Annotated in this window: 18 protein-coding genes and 1 tRNA gene; 11 read left to right on the forward strand and 8 right to left on the reverse strand. The window is 35.2% G+C overall.

Annotation, left to right across the window (positions count from 1 at the left end; all coding sequences use genetic code 11):
- Positions 1–7 precede the first annotated feature (7 nt).
- The 3 genes from EPI11_RS06145 to EPI11_RS06155 all read right to left on the reverse strand — a co-directional run bounded on the left by EPI11_RS06145 (position 8) and on the right by EPI11_RS06155 (position 2284).
- Positions 8–415, reverse strand: a complete 408-nt coding sequence (locus EPI11_RS06145) for a hypothetical protein (protein ID WP_128389068.1) — start codon at positions 413–415, stop codon at positions 8–10.
- Positions 416–557: 142 nt separating this feature from the next.
- The gene (locus tag EPI11_RS06150; RefSeq protein WP_128389069.1) at positions 558–881 is read right to left on the reverse strand and encodes a hypothetical protein; all 324 of its coding nucleotides are present in this window, start codon (positions 879–881) and stop codon (positions 558–560) included.
- A gap of 128 nt (positions 882–1009) precedes the next feature.
- A complete protein-coding gene (locus EPI11_RS06155) occupies positions 1010–2284 on the reverse strand; it encodes a Glu/Leu/Phe/Val family dehydrogenase (RefSeq protein ID WP_128389070.1) in 1275 nt (424 codons plus the stop codon).
- Positions 2285–2598: 314 nt separating this feature from the next.
- Between EPI11_RS06155 and EPI11_RS06160 the strand changes: the two genes are divergently transcribed.
- The 6 genes from EPI11_RS06160 to EPI11_RS06185 all read left to right on the forward strand — a co-directional run bounded on the left by EPI11_RS06160 (position 2599) and on the right by EPI11_RS06185 (position 10688).
- Positions 2599–3396 (forward strand): sulfite exporter TauE/SafE family protein, encoded by a 798-nt coding sequence (locus tag EPI11_RS06160; RefSeq protein ID WP_128389071.1) that lies wholly within the window; start codon positions 2599–2601, stop codon positions 3394–3396.
- Between the two features lie 51 nt (positions 3397–3447).
- Positions 3448–4863 carry an MBL fold metallo-hydrolase gene (locus tag EPI11_RS06165; protein WP_128389072.1) on the forward strand — a complete coding sequence of 472 codons (1416 nt, stop codon included), beginning with the start codon at positions 3448–3450 and terminating at the stop codon, positions 4861–4863.
- 78 nt (positions 4864–4941) lie between these two features.
- On the forward strand, positions 4942–6102 hold the full coding sequence (locus EPI11_RS06170; RefSeq protein ID WP_128389073.1) for a TlpA disulfide reductase family protein: 1161 nt from the start codon (positions 4942–4944) through the stop codon (positions 6100–6102).
- A gap of 160 nt (positions 6103–6262) precedes the next feature.
- Complete coding sequence (locus EPI11_RS06175) at positions 6263–7861, forward strand: tetratricopeptide repeat protein (protein WP_128389074.1); 1599 nt, start codon at positions 6263–6265, stop codon at positions 7859–7861.
- A gap of 113 nt (positions 7862–7974) precedes the next feature.
- Positions 7975–10308: a T9SS type A sorting domain-containing protein gene (locus EPI11_RS06180; RefSeq protein WP_128389075.1), complete on the forward strand. Its 2334-nt coding sequence runs from the start codon at positions 7975–7977 to the stop codon at positions 10306–10308.
- 299 nt (positions 10309–10607) lie between these two features.
- Positions 10608–10688 (forward strand) — tRNA-Tyr (locus EPI11_RS06185).
- Positions 10689–10872: 184 nt separating this feature from the next.
- On the opposite strand, the gene EPI11_RS06190 is transcribed toward EPI11_RS06185, so the two are convergent.
- A complete protein-coding gene (locus EPI11_RS06190; protein ID WP_128389076.1) occupies positions 10873–11565 on the reverse strand; it encodes an SIMPL domain-containing protein in 693 nt (230 codons plus the stop codon).
- A gap of 58 nt (positions 11566–11623) precedes the next feature.
- Positions 11624–12247, reverse strand: coding sequence for a rhomboid family intramembrane serine protease (locus tag EPI11_RS06195; RefSeq protein ID WP_128389229.1), 624 nt, complete (start codon positions 12245–12247; stop codon positions 11624–11626).
- Positions 12248–12361: 114 nt separating this feature from the next.
- Here EPI11_RS06195 and EPI11_RS06200 point away from each other — a divergent pair, with 114 nt between their 5' ends.
- Complete coding sequence (locus tag EPI11_RS06200) at positions 12362–13255, forward strand: lysophospholipid acyltransferase family protein (protein ID WP_128389077.1); 894 nt, start codon at positions 12362–12364, stop codon at positions 13253–13255.
- Here EPI11_RS06200 and EPI11_RS06205 read toward each other — a convergent pair.
- Together EPI11_RS06205 and EPI11_RS06210 are read right to left on the reverse strand one after the other, a co-directional pair.
- Positions 13245–14741, reverse strand: a complete 1497-nt coding sequence (locus EPI11_RS06205) for an aminotransferase class V-fold PLP-dependent enzyme (protein WP_128389078.1) — start codon at positions 14739–14741, stop codon at positions 13245–13247. The genes EPI11_RS06200 and EPI11_RS06205 overlap by 11 nt on opposite strands.
- A 122-nt stretch (positions 14742–14863) precedes the next feature.
- Positions 14864–16084 (reverse strand): porin, encoded by a 1221-nt coding sequence (locus EPI11_RS06210; RefSeq protein ID WP_128389079.1) that lies wholly within the window; start codon positions 16082–16084, stop codon positions 14864–14866.
- A 197-nt stretch (positions 16085–16281) separates the two neighbouring features.
- Between EPI11_RS06210 and prmA the strand changes: the two genes are divergently transcribed.
- Together prmA and EPI11_RS06220 are read left to right on the forward strand one after the other, a co-directional pair.
- Positions 16282–17115, forward strand: coding sequence for a 50S ribosomal protein L11 methyltransferase (gene prmA, locus EPI11_RS06215; protein ID WP_128389080.1), 834 nt, complete (start codon positions 16282–16284; stop codon positions 17113–17115).
- A gap of 22 nt (positions 17116–17137) precedes the next feature.
- Entirely contained in the window at positions 17138–17413 is a 276-nt protein-coding gene (locus EPI11_RS06220) for an ATP-dependent Clp protease adaptor ClpS (protein ID WP_128389081.1), read from the forward strand.
- Between the two features lie 47 nt (positions 17414–17460).
- Here EPI11_RS06220 and EPI11_RS06225 read toward each other — a convergent pair whose 3' ends face one another.
- The gene (locus tag EPI11_RS06225) at positions 17461–17991 is read right to left on the reverse strand and encodes a hypothetical protein (RefSeq protein WP_128389082.1); all 531 of its coding nucleotides are present in this window, start codon (positions 17989–17991) and stop codon (positions 17461–17463) included.
- A 384-nt stretch (positions 17992–18375) separates the two neighbouring features.
- Here EPI11_RS06225 and EPI11_RS06230 point away from each other — a divergent pair, with 384 nt between their 5' ends.
- Entirely contained in the window at positions 18376–21177 is a 2802-nt protein-coding gene (locus tag EPI11_RS06230) for a helix-turn-helix and ligand-binding sensor domain-containing protein (protein WP_241657588.1), read from the forward strand.
- Between the two features lie 243 nt (positions 21178–21420).
- Positions 21421–24486 (forward strand): SusC/RagA family TonB-linked outer membrane protein, encoded by a 3066-nt coding sequence (locus EPI11_RS06235; protein WP_128389083.1) that lies wholly within the window; start codon positions 21421–21423, stop codon positions 24484–24486.
- The last annotated feature ends 2 nt before the right edge of the window (positions 24487–24488 follow it).

Genomic DNA, 24488 nt, shown 5'->3' on the forward strand with positions numbered 1-24488 from the left:
CCGTTTTTTATTTACGCCTGCGTTTAGTATAATCCACCTTATCACTAAATATTAGTTGCACTGCCGAATACAAACCTCCGAGGTAATCAGCATTATCAGTAAAATTAAAAGAGTTCAATCCTGACGGTTGCATATCCATTATAAAAGTAGAGTTATTCAAATAATAATATTTATCATTATGTCCAACATAAACATTTCGCTGTCCGAAATTATTACTATCGAGGGTATAATTATATGTACCAAAAACATCCTTATAATTTTTAGAACAATAGGTTAGATCTACTGTTATAGGCAGAAAATCTGAATTATCACTTATATGCACATCTTTAGATGCCAATTCTAATTTATCAGGTAATGCCTGGCCATAGCCCACAACTCCTGTAATAATCGCGATAGTAAATAATAGTTTTTTCATATCAGTCAGGATTATGTTTACTCAAATATACCGAATTACAACCTAAAAAAAGGAGCCACGTAGCGTGTATCTTAAAGTTTAGACAAAATGCAATTAAGTTTGATGCGGTATTTATTGGATTTACGTTTAATTACTACTCTAATTACCATTTTTCAGAATATTTGATTTTATGTTCTTTTGTTAAAAACAGAATACGTGTAACATCATCCCCTTCACCTTCAGTATTTTTGTAATAATCTGTTTCTGATTTTTCAAACTTACTCGTATCAATTTTTTTTAACAGCTCATTAAAATCATTTTCTTCTAAAGTAATTTCTATCATATCTAACCCCATATCTTCACTATAATCCATTTTATAGTTCGTGGGTAAATCTGTCCCAAGAAATTCTTCTACTCTACTGATTCTATCTTTATCATTTGTACATGATAAAAATAATAACGATGCAAATATTAAAAAGTATTTCATTTTATTATAGTTTAATTTCTGTTATTCCACCTATTCCACCATAGCAATACTTCTTATTCGGAAAAGGACGTAATATTATAATCAAAAAAGGCGCCATAAAGGCGCCTTTTGAATATTTGGATTTTCCATTAAGGAAAGATACCTCTTTGTTTGTAAGCCATTTCAATCCTTACTAATGCCTGAATATAAGCAGCAGTTCTCCAGTCTGTTTTGTACTGAACAGAAGAAGTTATTACTCTGCTGAAAGCATCTTCAAGTTTCTTTCTTAGTTTAACGATAACGTCGTCCATTGTCCATATCTCACCGTTACGGTTTTGAAGCCACTCAAAGTAGCTGCCAATAACACCACCTGAGTTACAAAGAATGTCTGGAATAATATCTACACCGTTAGCAAGAAGAATAGCTTCACCTTCAGTATCGATAGGACCATTTGCACCTTCAGCAATAACCTGAGCTTTGATTGAAGCTGCATTTTCATCGGTAATCTGATTACCTAATGCTGCAGGAATAACTATATCACAGTCAATACCAAAGAACTCATCAGACTTGTAGTTCTGAGTACCTTTGTAGCCTGTAATCGTTGCAGTTTCTGTCTGGTAGCGTAATAAAGCTTCAGGATCGATTCCTTCAGGATTATAGATAGTACCTGTTGCATCCTGAACACCAACAAGGATAGCCCCGTTTTTGTTCATGAAATGAGCAGCCCAGTAGCCTACGTTACCAAATCCCTGAACAATGTATCTTTTACCTTCCAGAGAAGTGCCTTTTACATTAGCCCATGATTCAAGTGTTACAACAACACCAAAACCGGTTGCTCTGTCACGGCCTTCAAGACCACCTGACCCTACTGGTTTACCAGTAACAACGTGTTGGTTTTTAGAACGCTCCGCCGGAGATTTAGTAGACATATAAGTATCTGCTATCCAAGCCATCATTTGAGCATTTGTGTTAACATCAGGTGCAGGAATATCATATTCAGGACCAATATTATCACCAAGAGCAAATGTAAAACGTCTTGTTATTCTTTCAAGCTCACCCTGCGAATACTTTTTAGGATCGATCTGAATACCACCTTTACCACCTCCGTAAGGAAGACCTGCAAGAGATGTTTTCCATGTCATCCAGGTAGCAAGTGCTCTGGCTGCATCGATATCTACAGTTGGGTGGTATCTTAAACCACCTTTGTAAGGACCTAATGCATTGTTGTGCTGAACTCTGTATCCTGTAAATACCTCTACTTGTCCATTATCCATTTTCACAGGAAAATGTACAACGATCTCGTTATTTGTAATTGACAGGATCTTTTTAACACTCTCGTCAAGACCCATAAGCGCTGCCGCTTTTTCGAACTGGTTCTTTACGTTTTCATACATGCCCAGACGGGCTTTTATTGCTGTTGCCATAAATTTTTACTTACAACTGAAATTATAATAAAATATTAATTTTTTTAAAAAACATCACAAATATAAATATAAGTTTGTGATAACTTAATCGTTTGAATTAATAATTTTACAAAAATTAAAACATATCATTGTGATTGCTATAATTTATAACAGCAAAAAGTCTACCAAACTGATTATATCGTAAATTATAATTTCGCAACAGGAATACAACTAACTTAAAACCAGTAAAATACACAAGAAACACAGAGTGAGATTTGTTAGCTGACAAATTACTAATCGGTTTTATGCTTTAATTTACGGGTTCAACACTTAAAATGGAGATAGTTACAGGATACATTGGTGCTTTTATAATAGGTCTTATACTCGGTTTAATGGGTGGTGGCGGATCTATACTTACAGTCCCCCTTTTAGTTTATGTTATGGGCATTAATCCTGTAATTGCAACAGCCTATTCTCTTTTTATAGTAGGCACTACTTCTGCCTGTGGAAGTATCCAAAATCATTTTAAACAAAACATTGCATATAAAACAGGACTTCTTATAGCAATTCCTTCTTTTATAGCAGTCTATCTCACAAGAAGATATATAGTGCCTGCCATTCCTGAAATAATTATAGATACAGATATCGTTATACTGCATAGAAATACCTTTATTATGGTATTATTTGCCATTATCATGTTAATGGCATCTATATCAGTACTGACCCGAAAAACTAACGATGAGCGTATTGATGAAGTTAAAAAACTAAATTATGCTTTTGTACTGCCCAGCGTTGCTGCCGTAGGGATATTTATGGGAGTTGTAGGTGCCGGAGGCGGTTTTCTTATGATACCTATGTTAGTGTTTTTTGGAGGTCTACCAATGAAAAAAGCTATAGGTACATCGCTGTTTATCATTGCTATAAATTCAATTACAGGTTTTTGCGGTGATGTACAAACTATAAACATCGACTGGCATTTTCTTTTATCCTTTACTGTGATTTCTGTTTTTGGTATATTTGCAGGAACATATCTGCACAGGTTTGTAAATGGAAGACAGCTAAAACGCGGATTTGGGTGGTTTATACTACTTATGGCAGCCTTTATTCTCTCTAAAGAGATCATTGGATTTTAGTTATTTTTGGCTTGAACTTTGTGTTGATTTATACTTTTTAATATCCATACCATGAAAATAGAACAAATATATACCGGCTGTATTGCACAGGCAGCCTATTACTTAGAAAGCAATGGCGAAGTTGCAATTTTTGACCCTTTAAGAGAGATACAACCTTATATTGACAGGGCTGTAAAAGACAATGCCACTATAAAATACATTTTTGAAACACATTTCCATGCCGATTTTGTATCGGGTCACGTGGATCTGGCTAAGAAAACCGGAGCCAAAATTGTATACGGACCTACTGCTAAGCCTGATTTTGAAGCTACAATTGCTGAAGACGGTCAGGAATTTAAAGTAGGCAGCTATACTATTAAAGCCATACATACTCCCGGCCATACACTTGAAAGCACCTGTTATTTATTATTACAGGATAATGGCAGTATACATGGTATTATTACCGGAGACACCTTATTTATTGGAGATGTAGGTCGCCCGGATCTTGCTCAGGCATTAACAGAAACGCTAACTCAGGAAATTCTTGCCTCTCACCTGTTCGATTCTCTTCGAAATAAAATAATGCCATTACCGGACGATATCATAGTTTACCCTAGCCATGGTGCCGGTAGTGCATGTGGTAAAAACATGAGCAAGGAAACGACCGATACGCTGGGTAACCAGAAAAAAGTGAATTATGCTTTAAGAGCAGACATGACCAAAGAAGAATTTATAAAGGAACTTCTTGATGGTCTTGGCGCGCCTCCGGCTTATTTCCCACAAAATGTAATGCTAAACATACAGGGCTACCAAAGCCTTGATTCTATTATCGAAAAAGGACAAACTGCTTTTACTCCAAATGAATTTAAAGCTAAAGCTATCGAAGCTGAAGCATTAATACTCGATGTGAGACATGAAGATGATTTTGTAAAAGAGCATATTCCCGGATCTATATTTATAGGACTTCACGGAAACTTTGCTCCATGGGTAGGTGCTCTTATAAGGGATGTAAACCAGCCTTTATTATTGGTAACCCCTGAAGGTAAAGAAACAGAAACCATTACAAGACTAGCCCGCGTGGGGTTTGATTATAGCGTTGGTTATCTTAAAGATGGTATTGAAGCATGGAAAGCAGCGGGATATGAGACCGACAGCGTTACATCTATATCTCCGGATGCTTTTGCAGAAGGATTAGCTAAAGAAGAAAAAATAGTAGTAGATTCAAGAAAACCCGGAGAATTTAATGGAGGACATGTTATAAATGCCGTTAATATCCCATTGGATTTTGTAAACGAACAGTTAGCTGAAGTTCCTAAAGGTGAAGATTTTTATCTTCACTGTGCCGGAGGATACAGATCTGTGATCATGGCATCGATATTAAAAGCAAGAGGATACCATAACATAATCAATGTAGAAAAAGGTTTTGGAGGAATTAAAAACACCACTGCCCCTACTACTTTGATACAGCCTGCCTGCTCAGGATCATAACCTAAAATATTTTTTTTTAGGAATGTTCCTATCAATTGATTTTTAAATACTTTTGCATTATATATAAACAAAAAACAAATGAAAAAATTTCTTTTAATTCTTGCAGCTTCCGCTTTTGTTGTGTCATGCAACAAGCTGGGTGATAACCAGTTTGAAGTGACCGGAACTGTAGATCCTTCTTTAAACGGTAAAGATGTAGTTCTTGAAAAACAAACTCCAATGGGATATGTTCCTGTTGATACTGTTAAAATTGAAAATGGTAAATTTATTTTTAAAGGCGAAGCTAAAGAGCCTGGATTACGTTTTTTACAACTTCAGGATTTACAAGGCAAAGCAGAATTTATACTTGAAGAAGGTGAAATTGCTATAGGTATAGATAAAGATTCTCTTTACAAGACTACTAAAACAGGTACTTACAATAACGATAAACTTACAGAGTACTATAATGACATCAATGGTTTAAGAAAAAGAATGATGTCATTCCAGAAGAAAAACCAAACAGAAATGATGAATGCCTACAAAACTAACGATACCGTTGTTATGAACAGGCTGAATAAAGAATATGAAGCTATTGGTGGTGACATGAAAGTTATTGCAGATAAATTTATCGAAAAAAACCCAAAAGCTTATATTACTATCTTATTATTAAAACAAGCATTCTCTATGGACAAAATGCCATATGAAGAAATGAAAAAGAAATATGATGCTCTTGATCCGGAACTTAAAAAGACCACAGATGGTAAAGAACTTGGTGAACTTGTAGAAAAAGCTAAAACACCTATAGCTGCTGTTACGGCTCCTGCTGCTGCAGGAAGTGTTGAAGTAGGTGCTACAGCTCCTGCATTTAGCGCTCCAAATCCTGATGGAAAAAGTATATCACTTAAAGAATCTATGGGTAAAGTTACCATTATTGATTTCTGGGCTTCATGGTGTAAACCATGCAGAATGGAAAACCCTAATGTTGTGGCTTTATACAATGAGCTTCACAAACAAGGTTTAAACATTATTGGTGTATCTCTTGATAAAGATGGCGCTAAATGGAAAGAAGCTATCGCAGCTGATAAACTTACATGGAACCAAATATCTAACCTTAAATTTTGGGATGAGCCTATCGCTGCTCAATATGGTGTAAAATCTATTCCTGCTACATTTATACTTGATGCTGCAGGTAAAATCGTTGCAAAAGACCTAAGAGGCGAAGAACTTAAAGCTAAAGTAAAAGAGCTTTTAGCTAAATAATTTTCGCTTTATATTTATAATACTTTAAAATCTCCTTCGGGAGATTTTTTTGTTTACAGTAGTTTGCCTGTTTATACATTTGATAGAGAAATATATTCAATTTGAGTAGGTATACTTCTCCCCATATTGTTAAAACCTAAAATTTTAATACATTTGGTATATGCTGAAATACCTTATACTACTCTTATGTTTTACATTTTCTATACAGGCTGCTGCGCCTAAGGAAGATTGTGAAAAACTCATAGCTACAGGTATTGATGCATTATACAATCAGGAATTCTCTAAATCTTTAGAACTTTTAACCAAAGCTAAAGTAATTGCTGAAGGACACAACTGGCCAAAACAGCTTTTCCTTATAAAAAACAATATTGCTTTAAACTATTATTACCTCCTTGAATACAGCGAGGCTATTGAGAATTATTTTGAAGCCTACGCCATTGCCTCAAAATCATTGGACAGCAACTATGAAATGATTGTTCTAAACAATATTGGGCTACTGTATTTAAAGGAAAAGAAGTATAATGAGGCTGAAAAATACCTATTAAAAGCATATGACATTGCAAAACAAAATAAATATAGTTTTAAAATAGGTATATATGCTGTAAACCTTGCTTCAGTATACAATGAAACAAGGCAAATTGCCAAAACCGATACTTATCTGGAAATTGCAGAACCGTTAGTTAAAAAGGATTCCAGTGCTACTTATGAAGTTCAGATCATTAAAGCCGAAAATCTCATTAATAAAAAAGAGTATTCTAAAGCAAAACAAATGATTCTGGCGTTGGTTCCTAAACTTGTTATTGCAGAATATACAGAATACAAAGTTAAAGGCTATTTACTTCTCTCAAATATATACGAAGTATATGAAAATAACATGCCGCTGGCCATTCAGATGGCTCAAAAAGCACTGGAAGTAAACATAGATCTTCAAAAAAAAATCGACCTGTATGAACGCTTATCAGAACTCTATTTAAAAAACAAAGAATATGACAAGGCTTTTAAATTTAAGGATCAGGGTTATGTAACGAAAGATTCTTTGAACAAGATAAAAAGCAGAATCATATTCGACAATATTAAAACCAAATTAAAGCTGCAAAATGACTTAAAAGAACTTAACGAAAAAGAAAGGCAACTGGAACAGGAACGCAGATTGAACCTGATACTTATTGGCCTGGCCATTATTATTATTCTAGTTACCATTTGGGCTTTAAGGAATACGATTATTAAATTCAGGCAAAGAAGAATCATTGCAGAGCATAACCAAAAAATTATAGCCCTGGAATTAGAAAATGAAAAAAATGAAAAGCTGATTATAGAAAAACAACTTAAAAGCGAAATAGAATCCAAGAACAGAAAAATTGCCGCCAAGGCATTACAGGCAGCCAATAGAAATGAATTGATTGAAGATATTATCAATTCACTTTCTGCACAAACAGAAATTGCCAATAATCAGGCTATAAAGAGCTATATCTTAAAACTCAAAAAACAATTGAGAAGCGAAAATGAATGGGATGATTTTCTGACCCATTTTAAAGAAGTGAATCATACGTTCTTAATTAAGCTGAAAGAAAAGCACAATAATCTTACTTCAAATGACATTCGTTTTATATTATACCTGTATATGGATCTATCCATAAAAGAGATTTCTACTCTTCTAAACATTACTCCGGAAGCCTGTCGAAAACGCAGGGAACGCATTAGCAAAAAAATGGATTTACCAGACGAATTAGAACTATACAATTATATATCAATACTTTAAAGATAAAACGTCCTGTTTTTTCCTGACGAAAGTCGTGTTTATTCCAGTGTTTTTAACTCTTAGTATCATTTTCTATTTGGTTCTTTGACTTAACAATTAAACTATCAAAAGAAATGAAAAAAATTACATTAATGCTGCTGGTCTTTCTGGCAGCGGCGCAGCATTCGTTTGCGCAACTGGAATTTAGCGGGTCACCTCAATATGGCCGATTGACCAACTTTGTATATGATGCCGCTATTAAAAACAAAGTATATGCAAGCACTTTAAGCAAACACATTATGACATCTACCAATAATGGTGTAAGCTGGAATGTTTTGTACACCCCTGCTTTAACAAATTATGATCCTATCATAAAGGATATGAAACTGGCTAAAAACGGTACAGCTTTAAGTTTTGTAGAATATTATGGTCCAGGGAGCAGCCTGAATAAACTAAAAGTTATCGATATAATTACTGTAACAGTTATTAAAGAATACAGTATGCCGGAAATTACTGCGGGGAGAAATTTTAATAAGTATGAAATTTTTAATGACGGTACATTAAATACGGTAATGCTCTTAGCATCCGGTAGTGACGATAAAGTATTTTACACTACAAATGGTGGTACTAACTGGACTACAGTGTATGATAATGCAAATGATGAAGATGTTATTGTAAACAATATTACAATTGATCCAAGCAATGCTGCCAAACTATACATTGCCAGAAATGGTGGAGCAGGAAATGTGGATGGCGGTTTATTGGTATCTGCAAATGCAGGACAAACCTGGACATTAACTTTAGACGGACTGATATTACAAACTGTAGTTGTGAATCCTTCTAATTCTAACGACATCCTTGTTGGAACCGGTGTACGCTGGGCTTATCTTGACCAGGAAGAAGCACTTTACCGCTCTTTAGACGGAGGTTTAACCTGGAATATTATTCCTTTAGTGTGGAACCAATATGCAGCCTTAGGAGGCTACTGCGCAATCTTTTCGATAACATTCAACCCAACTGATCCTACCAATATTGTTGTTCTTGAAGACAACCAGATCATCAGGACTGTTGACAATGGTGTAACATGGCAAAATACGATTTACGAAGGCTACCCTTCTCCTGCTACATTCAATTATTATATCCCTACCGGTTTGGCTATAAATCCTACCGATAAAAACGAAATGCTTATCAATAATACCTGGTACCCATTGCGTTCTACAGATGGTGGACTTACTACTACCATCCTTTCTAATCCTTATTTTAACGCAACCAGAGATATGAACTTAGTTGATCTATCTGGTGAGCAGCATTTATACTATGGTGCACAATGGGGTTATGTAAACAGAAATCTGGTAACAAACACAGAGACTACAACTGATATGCTGGCTATTGATGAAGTACCAATGGGCGAAGGCGGTTATAAAATGGTTGCAGATAAGAACATCCCGGGCAGGGTGTATACTTATCAGGGCGGCTGGATGGGCAATTCTATAAATGTAAGCAATGATCATGGAGTAACTAAAGATGTTATTTACAGTACATTCGATCAGCTTATGACTGCTGCGGTTACAGATTCTAACAATACAAAAATAGGCTGGTTTGCTACTTTTGATGGTGTAAACTGCTTCCTGAGAAAAATTGATTTTACCGATCTTACCAATCCATTAGTTACAGATATTACATTACCTGTAAACAATGATTACCTGAACTGTGTGCTTATTGATAAAACTGATTCTAATAAAATTATTATTACTGTTGGGGCAGAACTATATAAAACTACCGATGGCGGTACAACATGGACGTTAATTACAAACGGACTAAGCGATCTTCAACTTCCAAATATTGGAATAACTATGGAGTACAATCCATTAAATGCCAATCAAATTACAATGGGAGCATCTAATGGTATCTATACTTCTTTAGACGGCGGAACTACCTGGTCAAGAATTTATGAGTCGTTTGTTAGTAAAGTGTGGCATTCAACAAAAACAGGCGGGGACATTGTAGCTGTAGTACAAACGTTATATGATATTGATGCTAAAATTATCTTTTCTACAGATGGTGGAACAACCTGGACAGAGAAAACATCAAACGAGTTTTTCCATGCCATTGTAACATCAAGTGCTGTTAAGTTTGATGGAGATTCGGCAGATGTATATTTAGGTACTACCGACTTAGGCGTTATAAAAATGAAAGTTAATTTTGAAGGCCTTAGTACTCCGGAATTTGGTAACGGTTTAAACTCAATACTAATTTACCCGAATCCAACCAGTGAAGTTTTAAATATTAGAGCGAATAATAATGCTACTATAGAAACAGTTGAGATATTTAATAATCTTGGACAACAGGTTTTAAATTCAAAAAATAAATCGACAATTAATGTTTCCGGCTTAAGCAATGGTATTTATTATATCAAAGTAAAAGATAGTAATAATAATACCGGTACTCAAAAATTAATAAAACAATAGTTAATAGTTTTTAGGAATAGTTCATGTTGAAAAAGCCAGTCAAAATGACTGGCTTTTCTTTTTTAGGCTTAATTTAAAATAATTTTCCCCTTTCTATTGAGAGACTTTTATTGAATAAACACACCCTTATGAAGAAAACTTTACACAAACTTTATTTTTGTACAATTTTATTTATTTAACTTTCAACAACTTAAAAAATACTTGCAAAAATACCTTCAAATATGTTTGTATACTTAGAAAACAGTACTATATTTGCACTCGCAATAGCAAAGGTAAACATACTCAAGTAAGCGCTAAAAGGGGAGATACTCAAGCGGCCAACGAGGGCAGACTGTAAATCTGCTGGGAAACCTTCGTAGGTTCGAATCCTACTCTCCCCACTAAACCCGAATCATATGATTCGGGTTTTTTTATTTTATACACTACATCTTATACATCTAAACGCAAACATATTCAAAAGCTATATTACTACGTTTAAAGAGCCATATAGCCCAATAATAATTCTACCTTTCACGCATAAAAAAAGCCCGCAAATGCGGGCTTTTTAGGTAAAATATACTATTGTTAGTTCAATTCGAAACTTATGCTCACATTGGCGGTAACATTAATCTCTCCTATCGCCAATGTTTCTCTTTGTGCACCGGCAGCGCTATCACTTTCAATCTTCATTGCACTCATCATTCGTGGGTAGTACGTTTGTGTATTATCTGTAACCACAATTGCTTTTCCTACTTTTTGATTAAGAGCACCAGCATAATCATTCGCTTTTAACTTAGCCTGAGCAACTGCTTTTACACGAGCTTCTGATTCATATTCAGCCTGTTTAGAGGTTTTAAACTCAATTCCCTGTATACTGTTGATACCGGCATCTACAAGCCCTATCATCATCGCATCATACTTAGTAATATCTTTTAAGCGGATCACTATAGTTTGAGTAGCCACAAAGCTATATTTCTTCTTTGTGTAATCATAATTCCTGTTTAGGCTTACTCTTTGTGTCTGGTAGTCTTCAGCAGGCAGTTTAATACTTTTTAAATACTTGATTACTGCATCTACAGTTGCATCGTTCTTTTTCTTTACTTCTGCGGCATCAGCTCCTATATTTTCAATACCAACGGTAATATCTGCCCTGTCTGGTACTACTGATATTTTACCTTCTCCTGATACTGATATCTGCGGCTGCATGTTTTGCTGAGTTACCTGCGCATTTGCTAATGTTGCTACGAACACAAATACTACTAATCCGATTTTTTTCATTTTATTTTTGATTTTAGATTTCTATGAGAATTTCAAATTACGTGCCAGTTTTACAAACTTACAACTTTCCTGCCTTTGCCATGACTAGCAAAACAAGAATAGGAGCTGCTAAAAACATAACCACCAATGTATTATCGTATAAAATATTTGGCATCCTCGTTAGTGTAATTAAAAAGCCGCCAATAGCTCCGCCAAAATGAGCTGTATGCCCAATATTACCTGACTTAGATTTCATGCCATATATGGAAAATAACAAATAAATTACGCCAAAAATATATCCGGGTATGAAATTGATACTCATATCAGGATTAATTAATATGGAAGAAAACAGCACTCCGATAACAGCACCCGACGCTCCAATTGCCCTGTATGAATAATCATTTTTATGAAAATATAACGTTAACAGGCTGCCACAGATTAAACTCGTAAAATAAACCAGTAAAAAGCCAACAATACCTAAGGTATATATTACTACCGGCGCAAAGAAATACAGCGTAACCATATTAAAGGCCAAGTGCATTAAATCGCCATGAAGAAATGCCGATGTAAACATACGATACTGCTCCCCTGCTTTTATACTGCCTATATGGAATTCGTACTTTCTGAAAAAAGATTCATCATTAAATCCTTTGAAACTTACAATTGCATTTATAGCAATCATAACTATTAAAACCAAATCAATACTCATAGCTATTTTTTGAAAGTGTAAATTTAACCAATGAAAACGTATTTTTTGCTGTAAACACCTTAACAAACTATAAATTAATAATAAAAAGTATATTTGCAATAAAAAAGAATGCAGCTTTTAGCCTATATATTGATCTACCCTATTTTTTGGTTTATCTCGATCCTGCCTTTCAGGGTGCTTTATTTTCTCTCTGATATTACTTACTTTTTGGTATATAGAGTTGTAGGCTACAGAAAAAAGACTGTAAGAGAAAATCTTAGGCTTACGCTAAGACACCTTAACGTAGAAGAACGTAGAGAAATTGAAAAAAAATTCTACAGCCATTTTTGCGACACTTTGTTTGAAATGCTTAAAACGATATCTATATCTGAAGCAGAATTAAAAAAGCGTTTTACTTTTGATAACATCGAAATGATACGCGAATATGAGGAAAAAGGAAAAAGTGTTTCGCTTATCTGTGCCCATTATGGCAGCTATGAGTGGCTGCTTATAATGAATAAATACCTTACTACCCATACTGGATTTGGTGTTTATAAAGTAATCCGAAATAAATATTTTGATAAACTTGTAAAGAAAATACGCGGTAAGTTTGATGCCAATCTTGTATCGGCAAGAGAGACTGTTCCTCTTATGCTTCAAAACAAGAGAAAAGGAATTTTAGGCTTTTATGGTTTTATAAGTGACCAGTCGCCTAAACTGGGCAGCACAATTCATTGGACTAAATTCTTTGGCATGGAAGTTCCTGTACACGTAGGTGCAGAAATGCTTGCCAAAAAACTAGACATGAATATTATGTTTGTGAAAGGTGCTAAAATAAAAAGAGGTTATTATAAAGCTCGCTTTATTGCTTTTGAAGATAGCCCAAAAGAAGTACCTAACTTTGAAATAACCGACTGTTTTATTAAGCTTCTTGAAGCTCAGATACTGGAAGCGCCTGAGTATTACTTATGGACACACAAGCGCTTTAAACACCGTAAGAACGATCCTCCTGTTACAGCGTAAACCATTCTTTAACCATATTATTCTCAAATGCTGCTGCGTTTACATGAGCAAACTCATTCGATGAATTGTTATAGTTATAATCTTTAGCCCATTCTGTATGATTTTCGGCTAGTGCCTTAATACTGTCGCATACATACTGAATTTCAGCATTTGTAGTTGTAGGGTGAATTGACATTCGTATCCATCCCGGTTTTTGAATTAAATCTCCAGATGTTATTTTTCCTGTTAGATAGTTAGACTGCTCCTGATCTACGTGCAGTAAGAAATGCCCGTATGTACCGGCACAACTGCATCCGCCGCGCGTTTGAATACCAAACCTGTCATTCAATAATTTCACACCCAAATTAAAGTGCAGATTATCTATAAAGAATGAGATAACACCTAAACGTTCTGTGTGCTGCGGCGCAAGTATGTTTATGTTTGATATACTGCCTAGGCTCTCAAAAATATAATCGGTAATTTCTTTTTCTCTTCTCAGGATATTATCGATACCCATCTGGTCTTTTAACCTGATAGCCAATGCTGTTTTAATTACCTGTAAAAAGCCAGGAGTACCCCCATCTTCACGTTCTTCTATACTGTCAAGATATTTATGTTCACCCCAAGGGTTGGTCCAGCTTACCGTTCCTCCTCCCGGGTGATCGGGTACCATATTTTTGTATAATTTTTTATTGAATACCAATACTCCTGACGTTCCAGGCCCTCCAAGGAATTTGTGCGGAGAAAGGAAAATAGCATCCAGATATGCTTCGCTGTCTTCAGGATGCATATCTACTTTAACATAAGGTCCTGAGCAGGCAAAATCTACAAAACATACACCATTATACTGGTGTACTAATTTTGCAACCTCATAATATGGGGTTTTTATACCTGTTACATTAGAACATGCTGTAACAGATGCAATTTTTATAGTATGGTCTTTATATTCTTCCAATAATTCTTTAAAACTGTCTAAACAAATAAGCCCCTGTGCACATGCCGGTATAAGCACAACATTTGCAATTGTTTCTAACCAAGAGGTCTGGTTAGAATGGTGCTCCATGTGCGATATGAACACAACAGGTTTTTTCTCTTCGGGAACATTTGTAAATGCTCTAAGATTTTCAGGCACTTTTAACCCTAAGATCCTTTGGAATTTATTAATTACGCCTGTCATTCCAGAACCGTCTGTAATTAAAACATCATCACTGCTTGCGTTTACATGCTTTTTGATGATATGACGTGCTTCGTGGTATGCGTTTGTCATTGCAGTACCCGAAACAGTAGTTTCAGTATGTGTATTGGCTACGAAAGGACCAAAATCGTTTAATAGTTTTTCTTCAATAGGTCTGTACAGTCTACCACTGGCAGTCCAGTCTGTGTAAATGATTTTTTGTTTCCCAAACGGAGAAACAAACTCCTGGTCTATTCCAACAATATTTTCCCTGAACTTTTGGAAGTATTTTTCCAATTCACTAGTAAGCACGATATCTGTAGTCTGTAACATAAATTAGCTATTAACATTGCAAATTTATTAAAATAAAAACGATATAAATGCAAATATTTCATTGCATCAGGTCTATGAAACAGTTATTAACAAAAAATCCTGCCTGAGCAGGATTTTATAACTTATATTCCGATTTCTACCTGGAAACGTACATACCAGTTTTGTTTTGAAGACCCGTCAAAATAATTCAGGTCATCCATTGTTAGTTCCATTTGTGCTTTAAATGCATGTTCCCACACATATTTAGTAACACCGATACTGTATTGTTTTGCATCAGGAGCCAATAACTTAATATCATTGTTTACTTTTTGGGTAGAAAAGCGCCCGATGATCTCATAATTAGAAGGCAGCAGGTAACTCAATTGGTAATCGAATCCGCTACCGGTAAAGATGTACTTAATATCCGTTGCATCATCCGGATTTATTGTGATTGGGTCTTTTGCTATTCTCTGCATATAAGCAGTCATAAAAGCCCATCCATTGTATTTAAACATTCCGTCCAATAAAATAGACTGCATATCTCTTTTTTGGAAAAGATCATCGCCTAACTGTCCACCCGTACGCCTTGCTTTATTATTAAACTGATAAGCACCGGAAAGCATGAATTTAGGTTTAGGTTCTCTTTTAAGATCACCTTCAAAGAAAGCGCCGTCTTTTGAAAAAACTCCTAAAGGAAATAACTCAACTTTTCCTGTGTAAGCCAGTCCGTTATCCGGTTTATCTGTAGAGTTACGGCCTTCTCCGGTAGATATTGCACTTCTTACATTATAAGATAATTTATTATCATGCTCATTTTGATAATGGGTTTGAAAACCAAAATCCCTATCGATTGTAAATTTTGCATTATTAATAGTCCTGTCTGTAAGCTGTAAACCTCCCGATGAGTTTACACGCTGACGGTTACCCGGCAGTTTTGTTTGACCAAAACCAAAGTTCCAGTGTTTGTTAGGTCTATAAAACACAACCGCATCACGTATTATATTAAGATTTTCTCCGTCTTTAACCTCGCCAACATCTCCTGGCGCAAAAGACAATTGAATGGCATAGATAAAGTGAGGATTCCCCACATAACCATCAAAACGAAGCCTTAAACGACGAATTTGTGCATCTATAGCTCCATCTTCTCCCTCATTTTGAATATAAGTTGCACGATTTTGCATCCTGAAACGAATATTGAACTGGAAAATACTGTCCGGAGAAGTTAGCCCTACCCCTTTACCATAATTGTAATAAGGAAGTGCAGACAGCTTAAGGTCGTTGTCTTTTGTTGTTTTTTTAATGTCTACCTGGGCTGCTGCCGCAAGACTAAAGAAGATAATTAGTAACGTAAAGATATTTTTCATTTAATACCAGTTTCAAAATTTAAGTGTTAATTGCCGCAAAATTCAAACCGCGCTCCAGAAAGATTAAGTAAAAAGATTAAGTAATATACGTCTAAAAAATCATCCCTTAGTGAAGCATTGTAAAGTTTGCGCAAACTTAATATTAATTGTTGCAATCCAATGTTATGATAATATTACCTTTGCGGAAAATTAAAGTTATGTCGAATATATATATAGGATACCATTTTACTATAGAACCGAAAGAATCGGGATCTGAAATTCTTATTGCCCAACTGGAAGAAACACCTTTTGAGAGTTTTATAGAAACCGAAAATGGTTTTTCTGCCTTTGTGCAAAAACAACTTTGGAGTGAAAATATTTTAAAGGATATACAAATTCTTGAATCTCCGGAATTTGACATTCAGTATACATTTGAAGAAATAGAACAGGTAAACTGGAACGAAGAGTGGGAAAAAAACTTTGAACCAATCGACGTAGATAATACCTGCCGTGTGCGCGCTCCTTTTCATGAAAAGACCGATGCTAAATATGACATTGTTATTGAACCGAAAATGAGTTTTGGTACCGGTCACCACGAAACTACTTTTATGATGATACAACACCTGCTTGAAACAGATGTTGAGAACATGAAAACATTAGACATGGGTTGTGGCACTGCAATACTTGCCATACTTGCCGAAATGAAAGGTGCAAAACCTATTGATGCTATAGATATTGATAACTGGTGCTATCTTAATTCTATAGAAAATGCTGAGCGTAATAACTGTACAAACATTACTGTTTATGAAGGCGATGCAGCATTACTTGAAGGCAAAACCTACGACCTTATTATTGCGAACATTAACCGTAATATTCTTTTAAACGACATGCAGCAATATATAGACTGCCTAAATAAAGGAGGCCTTTTACTATTAAGCGGTTTTTATGAAGAAGATATCCCTGCTATTGATGCTTCGTGTACAGAAAAAGGGCTTACTTTTGTAAAAAAGTTTAGCCGAAATAATTGGGTTTCGCTAAAATATGTAAATTAGCATTTTAGATTAAGCATTGAATATGAGTACCAAAGAAAAAGAATTAGAAGAAGTATTAGTTGAAGAATTAATTTCTTTTAATAATGAAATTGTGTTGTATAATGACGAAGTCAATACTTTTGACCACGTTATCGATACACTTATGAGCGTATGTAAGCATACTGCTGAGCAAGCAGAACAATGTTCACTTATTGTACATTATAACGGCAAATGCACTGTTAAAACAGGTGAATATAAAGAACTGGAGCCCCAATGCACCCGCTTGCTGGCAGCCGGCCTTAGTGCTGAAATAGTATAAATAAAAAAGGATGCCAAATGGCATCCTTTTTTTTATGCTTTGAAATCTTATTTATCAAACACATACTGTACTCTTCCCTGAGTAAGTATTGCTGCACCATTTGCATCTCTGTCTGGATATGAAGACAAAATAGTGTTGTCTTCCCAAATAAGCTCATCTCCAATTTTTGTAAATACTCTTACTTCCTGATCACCTTTTTGATTAGTGTAAGTAAGTGTAATCAGAGAATTTTTACTGTTAGCAGCTGTTTCTGCTTTGTATAATCCAGAAGCTGTAAATGTTTCTGAGCAGCCTGCTGTACCATCTGTTACCAAAATGCCTTTAATTACGTATGTAAAAGTACCATCGGCATTTAAAACTACTTTACCTCCATCATAGCATTTCGATTCTTCCATCTGGTCAATATGAAGTACCCCGTTCATATCAAAATCTGTAGCTTTTGCTGTATTCACCTCATCTAGTACGTAAGTTCCCTCAATACGTACATTGTCGTTAGCGTCATTGTCATCATCGCTGCACGATGTAAAACCTAAACCTGCCACTGCAAGCGTACAAACTAATAAATTGATCTTTTTCATGTTGCTAAAAATTAAATTAAGTAAATGTTAGTAAAGCAAATCTAGCCAAGAGCACCCTTGATAACCTTTAAGAAACAGTTATTTAAACTTACTTTAACGGTTAATTTAATCTTAAAATGGTCATAATCGGTTATAATTCAGTACCTGCCGTGCTTTTGCATTATTTATGGTGTTTAACCCCAAACACGTTATTTTTAACAGATTCCTTAACAGTTAGCTCTAAATTTTGCTATTACTACAAAAGAAAGCACATATACTGTTTTCATACATTTTAATTCAGCCAGTTTTAGAAGTACTACCGGAGTTTCTAAGACTATTGATCTTTTTAAACTTTATTTTCAAATCGTATATTCGTAACTTCATCTCTAATTTAATCTTCGCGTTTTGATAAAAAAATCATTACTCCTATTATTATTCTATTGTGTTGCCGGATTTACTCAGGAACTACCCCCTATTGTTAAGTTTAATGCCGGAAATTATAATGCCGGAAATCAAAACTGGATGATTGCCCAGGACAGCAGCCGTTTTATGTATTTTGCGAATAACGAAGGCCTGTTAGAATACAATGGTATGGCATGGAGCTTATACCCATCTCCTAACGAAACCATTATACGCTCAGTTAAAGTCATCGGCAAGAAGATATATACCGGCTGCTATATGGAGTTTGGTTATTGGGAAAGAAATGCTGAAGGAATTTTAAAATACTTCTCACTAAGTAAATCAATACGCAGTAAAATTTTAGACGATGAGCAATTTTGGAACATAGCACAATATGACCAATGGATCATTTTTCAATCGTTAAGCCAGATATTTGTTTATGACAGTAAAGCCGGAACCTATAATATTATTAAGCCCAAAACCGGTGTAAACAAGATCTTTATGGTAGACAATACCATTTTGTACCAAACCTTTGGAACAGGTCTTTTTGAAATTGAAAACGGCAAAAGCAAAACTATTAGCACTGATCCTGTAATTTTAAAGAATAAAATTGTAAATATATATCCCAGAAATGAAGGACTCCTTTTACAAACACAGTACAATGGACTGTTTGAATATAAAAACGGTACTATAACCAAATGGAATACTCAGGCAGATAATGAGCTCCAAACAAGCAGTATTTACAGCGGACAGCTGCTTAGCGATGGCAGCCTGGCATTGGGATCGGTCTCTAACGGAATATTTATTCTTAACAGCGACGGTAAAATAAAATACCATATTACTCAAAACAAAGGACTAAGCAATAATACCGCGCTCTCTTTATATGAAGATCATGATAAAAACCTGTGGATAGGGCTTGATAATGGTATTAACTGTATTAATCTTCAATCTGCAGTGCGGAGTTTTGTAGACGATACCGGATTTTTAGGTACTGTATATGCCTCTATACTTCACAAAGAATTACTTTATGTAGGTACAAATCAGGGATTGTTTTATAAAAACTATACGAGTAATGAAGATTTTAAATTCATCCCCGGTACTAAGGGACAGGTGTGGTCATTATATGAAAATGATGGTACCCTATTTTGCGGGCATGATTCGGGTACTTATGTAATAAATACCAATACAGCTGTACAAATTTTTTCGGGTTCAGGAACCTGGAAGTTTGAAAAGCATCCATACGATAAGGACTTATTATTACAAGGGAGTTATCATGGGATTGCTGTACTTGAAAAAACTGCTTTAGGATGGGAATTTAGAAACTGGATAAAAGGTTTTGACTATTCCAGCCGCTATTTTGAAATAGCAGGTGCCAATGAAATTTACATAAGCCATGAATATAAAGGCGTTTTTAGAATAGCTGTAGATAAAAATTATACAAGCGTTACCAAATTTGTAGCTTACAAGTCTCCTGTTAAAGGAAAGAATGCAAGTCTTAGTAAGTTTAATAATATAATCTATTATGCCTCTAAAGAGGGCTTTTTTAAAGTAGACCAAAAAACAAAACAATTTGTTAAACAAGAACTGCTTTCGAAAGTATTTTCGAAAGACGAATACACATCCGGAAAACTTACCCCGGACAAATCAGGAAAATTATGGTTTTTCACCAAAAACTATATCAACTATTTTTCGGCAGGCAAACTCAATTCAGAGCTAAAGCACAATGTAATCCCTATTCCTTCTACCCTTACTAATTCTATGCTGGGGTTTGAGAATATTACTCAAATAACTCAAAATACTTATCTGGTAGGAACAACAGACGGTTATTACACCATTAACCTCAACGGTCTTAATTTTACCAATTACAACATTAGCATTACAAACGTAGCTACCAACCTGCTTAACCAAAATACGGTTTCTAAACCTATAGCTGGAGAAGGAAGTTTTAAATATGATGAAAACAACCTGACTTTTTCTTTTACCGTGCCGGAATACAACAAATATGTAAATGCAGAATTTCAATATCTACTGGAAGGCATGCAGGAGCAATGGAGTGAATGGAATGCTAAACCTTATATAACTTTTAAAAACCTGCCACCGGGCGATTATGTTTTTAAAGTACGTGCAAAAACAGGAAATTCTATTTCTAATAATATCGCACAATATTCTTTTACCATACTTAAACCATGGTATGCTACAACTATTGCATTAATCATTTATTTAATACTCGCGTTAATCGCTGCTTATCTTATAAACCGTGCTTACAAAAATTACTACCACAGGCAAAAGGAAAAACTGATCGAGGAAAACAACAGGCTTTTAGAAATAAAAGAGCTGGAAAACGAGCAGGAACTAATGAAGGTAAAGAATCTTCAGCTGGAGCAGGATTTTGAAAGTAAAAACCGCGAACTGGCCGTTTCTACCATGAATCTTATTAAAAAGAATGAATTGCTTTCTATGATCAAGGACGATTTAAAGAAAACAGATGAAAGCAATGACAAAAATGTAAAATCGGTTATTACAACCATTAATAAAAACATTAATGAGGACGACACCTGGGATATGTTCAAAGAGGCATTTAACAACGCCGATAAAGACTTCCTAAAAAAGGTAAAAAAGGCACATCCGTTGTTAACTCCAAATGATTTGAGATTATGTGCTTACCTCCGACTCAATTTATCATCCAAGGAAATTGCACCGCTGCTTAATATTTCTGTTCGCAGTGTCGAGATAAAACGATATCGTTTGCGCAAAAAAATGGAATTACCTCATGAACATAGTCTTGTTGAGTACATTCTTTCTATATAGTTAACCTCAACACAATGGATACCTACCTATACATTACCTATACAAAAGTACTATTTACAAGGTTTTCGTAACTATTTCACCTTTCATTCACATTCTCTTAAGATACTGTTAACACTGGCTTTATATTGATTAATTGGGTTTTATCTTAGTTAATTTCGAAATGTATATTTTTTGTAGAGGTTCTTTTTCATCTATATAAATAATTGTGATATAATTTTAGATAATCACAAAAAACAATTTTACATGAAGTCAAAACTATTCTTAATTGCTTTCCTGTTTGTTTCAACATTTTGCTTTGCGCAGAATATAGAAGTTAGCGGTAAAGTAAATGAAGTGGCCACCGGATTACCTATACCCGGTGCAAATGTCACTGTAAAAAATTCTACAATAGGTACAGCAACAGACATGGATGGAAACTTTACCTTATCGGTACCCCAAGGTTCTACTCTGGTCTTTAGTTATCTTGGTTATAAAACCAAAGAAATGGCTGTAACGGGCAAAACCATAACGGTAAGCCTTGAAGAAGATGCCAAAGCCTTAGAAGAAGTCGTGGTTATTGGTTACGGCTCCCAGAAAAAAAGGGAAGTTACAGGAGCTGTAAGTGTAGTAAGCAGCGAAACGTTAGAAAAGCTAAACCCTGTTAAAGTAGAACAGGCGCTACAAGGAACGGTTTCGGGTGTTAATGTTACAACACAATCCGGGGCACCGGGTGCAAATCTTACCATACGTATTAGAGGTATTGGTACTAATGGAAATGCAGACCCTACAGTTATTGTAGATGGTTATGTTTTAAATAACACAGCCGATTTCGGATTAATGAATCCGAATGACATTGAGACCATTACAGTACTAAAAGATGCTCAAGCAGCTATCTACGGTACTATTGGAGCAAATGGTGTAATCCTGGTTACTACCAAAAAAGGTAGAAAAAACAGCAAAACTGCTTTTTCATATAATACCTATACAGGATTTCAGGAAACATCTAAAAAGATGAATGTTCTAAATGCTACAGAATATGCTTTATTACTAAACGAAAGTTATGCTAACGGCGGTCAGAATATTCCGTTTCCAAACGTATCCGGTTTGGGTGTGGGTACAAACTGGCAGGATCAGGTATTTGATAAAGGAGTACCTGTTATTAACCATGATTTCTCGGTTACGGGTGGTGGCGAAAAAACGTCATATAGTGCAAGCGGATCACATTTAGATCAGGGAGGTATTATTGGAGGTAATAAATCCAGTTTTATTAGAAATACTGCCCGTTTAGGTTTAAATACAGACCTTACAGACAAGTTAAAACTAAGTACAAACATTATTTACACTCAATTTGAGAGAAAATCGTTTAACGAAAATGTTCTTGGATCTGTATTATTTAATGCTATAAATACTCCATCTATCTATACCCCTTTTAATGATAAAGGAGATTATACAGTACTGCCGACAGGTAACACAAACCCAGGTAGTAATTTAGGTAATGAGGTAATTAACCCATTAGCACAAATAGCAAATACCTATAATGAATATAATTTCAAGAAATTAAATGGTAATATAACGGTTGATTATGAACTGATAAAAGATCTTGTTATTACCAATCGTTTAGGTTTTAATACACAAAATGCCCGAGAAAGAGTTTTTAACAAGCAAATTTCTTATGGAGGTAAAGTGTTTGATAATGTGAGAAGCAGTGTTAATCAGAATGCATTCCATGACAATGATTATACTTATGATTTGTTTGCAACTTATAAAAAATCAATCAACGATGCACACAACTTTACTGTAACCGGAGGTATGACTGTTTTTAAATCATGGGGTGAAGGTTTATATGCTACAGGCTTTGATGTACCAAATAACTCATGGGAATTTGCAGACATACGACTTACAACCGGTTTTTCTGAATCTAAAACTGCAAATTCTTACTCTTATGATGAAAGAAGATTGTCTTATTTTGGGAGAATTCAGTATGATTATAAAGGAAGGTATTTATTATCTGGTATGATCAGAAGAGATTCTTCTACAAGATTTGGTCCTGCAAATAGAGTAGCCTATTTCCCTTCGGTAACAGGAGGATGGATTATTTCTGATGAACCTTTTTACGGAGAATCTAAAACAGTGAGTTTTGCAAAACTTAGAGCCAGCTACGGTGTTTTGGGTAATGACCTTATAGGGAATAACAGATACATTGGATTACTGGATGGTGAAGCTACTTATGTACTTAATGGTCAGCTAGTACAAGGTGCTGCAATTGGGGCTCTTTCCAATAAAGATCTTAAGTGGGAAGAGGCTAAAAAATTTGATGTTGGTTTAGACTTAAGGCTTGCCAATGATAAACTTGAATTTACAGCCGATTATTTTATTGATCGTAGAGAAAACCTTTTAATTCCTAATACTCCTATCACAGGGATTATTGGTACTAACGGCCCAGGTGGACAAAATCCTACTTATAATGCCGGAGGTGTAGATAACAGAGGTCTTGAACTTGCTTTATCTTTTAAAGATAAAATTGGAGACAACTTTAATATCAGTGCAAGCTATAATGTTACTTTTCTTAAAAATGAGGTTTACAAAGTAAACAATGGTACCGGAATTGTAGAAGGCGGCTCTTTTGGTGTAGGACAGCCAACAATGACCAGAATGGAAGTTGGAAAACCTTTAGGATACTTTTATGGGTATAAAACCGATGGTATTTTTCAAAATGCTGCTGAGGTAGCTGCGCATCCAGATCAAAGTGCACTTGGTACAGCTGCACAGCCGGGAGACATCAGGTATGCTGACGTTAACGGTGATGGGAAAATTACTACCGACGACAGAACAAATCTAGGTGACCCAATACCGGACGCTACTATGGGCTTTAATCTGCAAATGAGCTATAAAGGCTTTGATATTGCAGCCTATGCTTTTGCATCTATTGGTAATGATATGGTAAGAAACTATGAAAGAAATGTACCCGATGTAAATAAACTTAACTATACGCTTGACAGATGGCATGGTGAAGGCACAAGTACTACTGTGCCAAGAGTTACTACAGGGGCTACATCTAACAACATATTCTCTGACTATTTTGTTGAAGACGCTTCGTTCTTAAGAATACAAAACGTACAGTTAGGTTATACTATTAATGAAGACTTTACAAAAAGAGCCGGTATAACAAAAATAAGACTATATGCAGGTGTTAACAACCTGTATACATTTACAAAATACAGAGGATTTGACCCGGGAGCAACAAATAACAACCCGCTGGCTTCAGGAATCGATTACGGTTTTTATCCGGTTCCAAGAACATTTCTATTAGGTTTAAATCTTAATTTCTAAAA

Origin of the sequence: Flavobacterium cerinum, assembly GCF_004028155.1 — a bacterium.
GTDB classification, from domain to species: Bacteria; Bacteroidota; Bacteroidia; order Flavobacteriales; family Flavobacteriaceae; genus Flavobacterium; species Flavobacterium cerinum.